General features: G+C 51.4%; 4 protein-coding genes. All 4 read right to left on the reverse strand.

Annotated features, from left to right (window positions below; genetic code table 11):
- Positions 1-279: 279 nt before the first annotated feature.
- A complete protein-coding gene (locus ABRS97_RS27820) occupies positions 280-1,521 on the reverse strand; it encodes an IS110 family RNA-guided transposase (RefSeq protein ID WP_367819422.1) in 1,242 nt (413 codons plus the stop codon).
- 468 nt (positions 1,522-1,989) lie between these two features.
- On the reverse strand, positions 1,990-2,313 hold the full coding sequence (locus ABRS97_RS27825; RefSeq protein WP_367819423.1) for a hypothetical protein: 324 nt from the start codon (positions 2,311-2,313) through the stop codon (positions 1,990-1,992).
- Positions 2,237-2,500: a SymE family type I addiction module toxin gene (locus ABRS97_RS27830; RefSeq protein WP_367819424.1), complete on the reverse strand. Its 264-nt coding sequence runs from the start codon at positions 2,498-2,500 to the stop codon at positions 2,237-2,239. The genes ABRS97_RS27825 and ABRS97_RS27830 overlap by 77 nt, the downstream gene beginning before the upstream one ends.
- Before the next feature lie 41 nt (positions 2,501-2,541).
- The coding region (locus tag ABRS97_RS27835; protein WP_367819425.1) for a hypothetical protein at positions 2,542-2,761 on the reverse strand (220 nt) is incomplete at its 5' end.

Raw genomic sequence — 2,761 nt, forward strand, 5'->3', positions numbered from 1 at the left:
GGATTATCAATCTGTCCCTCATAGCTATCTTACGCTATAAAGCTCAGCCTCTAAAGACAGAGAAACCCTATCCATAAAATAGCATTTATTTACGGTTTTTGGAACAATTTTCGGTTGTTTAACAGCACATTCTTGGTTTTAAGCGGAACTTTCCATCTAACCCGCCAGTTACAGGAAAGCTCCAACCCATCAAAACCAAGATTTCTCCCGCGCCTTCGCTTGAGCTTCGTCCACACCTTTTTAAAAAGACGGCTTAACTCTATCATTTTTCAGTCATTCTCACTGGTTCTCTGCTTGCGGCAACGGTTCCGGCAGGCGATACACCGTTTTACTTTTGAGTATCCCATACACAATGTTCACCAGCCGCCTCATCACGCAGATGAACGCTTGTTTCTTCGTCTTGCCCTCCGCAAGTTTGCGGTGGAAGTACTCATGAAATAGCGGATTTCTCGGCGTTTTCGTGCCTCGATGCACGACAAGCTGCCGGATCGCCAGCGACATGAAGATGCTGTGCAAACTGCGGTCGCCTTGCTTACTTTTGTAGTACTTTCCTTTGCTGCCCGATCCGGCGAAGATTGGTGCAATACCCGCGTATCTCGCCAGCTTGTCGGCATTCACGAAGCGCGAGATGTCGCCGATCTCGGACACAAGCTCGGCCGATGTGACCACATCGACGCCCGTGATCGTGTGCAGTTGGCAACCGATCTGCTCCAGCATGTCGCGCAGCTTCGCGTCAAATTCCGTGATTTCTTTCAGATAATAACGGATTTGCTTCACCAAGCTGCGGATAACGAGTTCCTTCTCCTCCACGTAATGAACGCTCGCTTGCCCGTCTGCTTCGATGCAGCGCAAAATTTGCTCCGCTTTCTTCGTGGAGCAAGCGTTGTTGCTATGCTTGCGAAGGAACTCTGCAAGCCGCTCTGCTGTAACCTTCTCCAGATGACGCGGAGAAGGGAAGGTGCGCCAGAACGCAAGCGCTGTTTTGCCGTCAATTTCGCTGAAATAACGGCGATAGCTCGGGTACGTATAGCTTAACTGTACGTGTAGTTGCCGGATGACAGCGGACAAGCTTTTCACTATGCCGCTGCGCCTTGTAGACAATTGACGCATGACCCAGTAATGCTCGTCGGGCTTGAAGTCGGGCAGACGATTGAGGTCGTCTCGCAGCACGCGCGCAACGCATTCGGCGTCCCAGCTATCGCTTTTGTGAACGGTAGGGAACCCTTTTCGCTTCTCGCTGGAGAACGCCGGATTGACGGATTTCACCCATTGGTTGCTCTGAATCAGGTACAGTCCGAACGCCCAACCGTACCCTCCGGTGTCTTCCAATCCGTACACGGCTTTCATGTCTGGTTCTAAACAACTTTGCACCTTGGCGAGCAGTTTCGGGAAAGCCGCTGGCGTGTTGTCGAACTGGATTTCGCCTAACTTTTCGTTCCAGCAATTGAGAATCACGGCGGTATGCTGGCTTTTGTGCAAATCGACTCCGACATAGGCATAGTGGAGTTGCTGCTTTTGCAAAGACTCACGCTCCTTTTGGGATGGTCGAACCTAAGCAGGAAGGGACATGTCGGCATCCTCGGCTCAAGCGTCAGCTTCCAGAGAAGCCCGCAAAGATAGCTAAGCCAGTCCATATTCGCAGCCTGCTAGGTGCGACAGATTTAAGGGCAAAAACCCTTACGGATTACACCTGTACACACAGGTAGAATCCGTAAATGCTTTTTGAAGAAGCAACGAGCAAGGCGGCATCCTCGTTTCGAGCGTTGGCTTTCGGGGAAAGCCCACAATGATAGCGCAGCCTGTTCTTGCTCGTTGCTTCGGTTAAGAACTTTTGCAGGAACAACGAGCCGTCGGCATCCTCATTACGAGCGTTGGCTTTCGGGGGAAAGCCCACAATGATAGCGCAGCCTGTCCGACTCCTTGTTCCTATTTGGGCAAAAGTCCTTACCCGTTCCACCTGCGTGCAAGTGGAACCAGTAAAGGCTCTTGTCATCCTTGCTTCATCTTCCAGACCTTCGTCCAGCCCTTGGGCTGAAGGACTTCATCCGTGAAATACTTGGGATTGTACCGTGCCTTGACCTTGCGGCTGCGAATGCTCTCGAAGACGATCTTGCCCGGGCGAACGATCAGCTTCTTAATCCAGCCACCTTGCATCGTCTTCTCCCAGACTTGCGTGGAGCAGTTGGCGAAGTAGAGGCGCAAGGCGGCTTCAATGACGGCGTTCGCGCCGTCCATGTCATCTAATTGCGCCTTCTCCTTGGCTAGGCGCAGCAGTTCTTCGTCCAGATTCGTCGTGTACTTGACCCGTGTCATACGTGCATCCTCCTTCGAGTAACCGAATGGTAATCTCGCCATGCTTCTCTAGCACTTCCACCTTGCAGCCGGACGTGAAGCCCAATGCCTCCAGCCACTTGCCTTGCACCCGAATAGCGGGTGCTTCTACTGCTTGAAACTGGGTATTGCGGTACAGAAATGTCTTCGATACGGTCAGCTTGCGCATGAAATTGAACCCCTCTCTAAAGAAAGTAGAGAGGATGAACGCTAAAAGTGCAGCAGGATGAAGCCTACACAACACCCTTGATGAATGGTATAATATTCCAAGGTTGCGGTGACAGTCGGTTGACTGTGCGTGTAGGTAGCATAAGTACCTGCATGAGCTTGCAAGTGCGCTAACACTTGCAAGTCACGGCGACCTTTCTCATTCTCCTCGATTGAAACTATTAGAACACGACATGATAAAGCCACTTCAAACCGTGATAGA

It is taken from the genome of Paenibacillus tabacirhizosphaerae (genome assembly GCF_040812395.1).
Taxonomy (GTDB): domain Bacteria; phylum Bacillota; class Bacilli; order Paenibacillales; family NBRC-103111; genus Paenibacillus_E.

Bases quoted from the DNA above. Each gene is read 5' to 3' on its own strand.
- ABRS97_RS27825 (WP_367819423.1), bottom strand. From the start codon at position 2,313: ATGACACGGGTCAAGTACACGACGAATCTGGACGAAGAACTGCTGCGC.
- ABRS97_RS27830 (WP_367819424.1), bottom strand. From the start codon at position 2,500: ATGCGCAAGCTGACCGTATCGAAGACATTTCTGTACCGCAATACCCAG.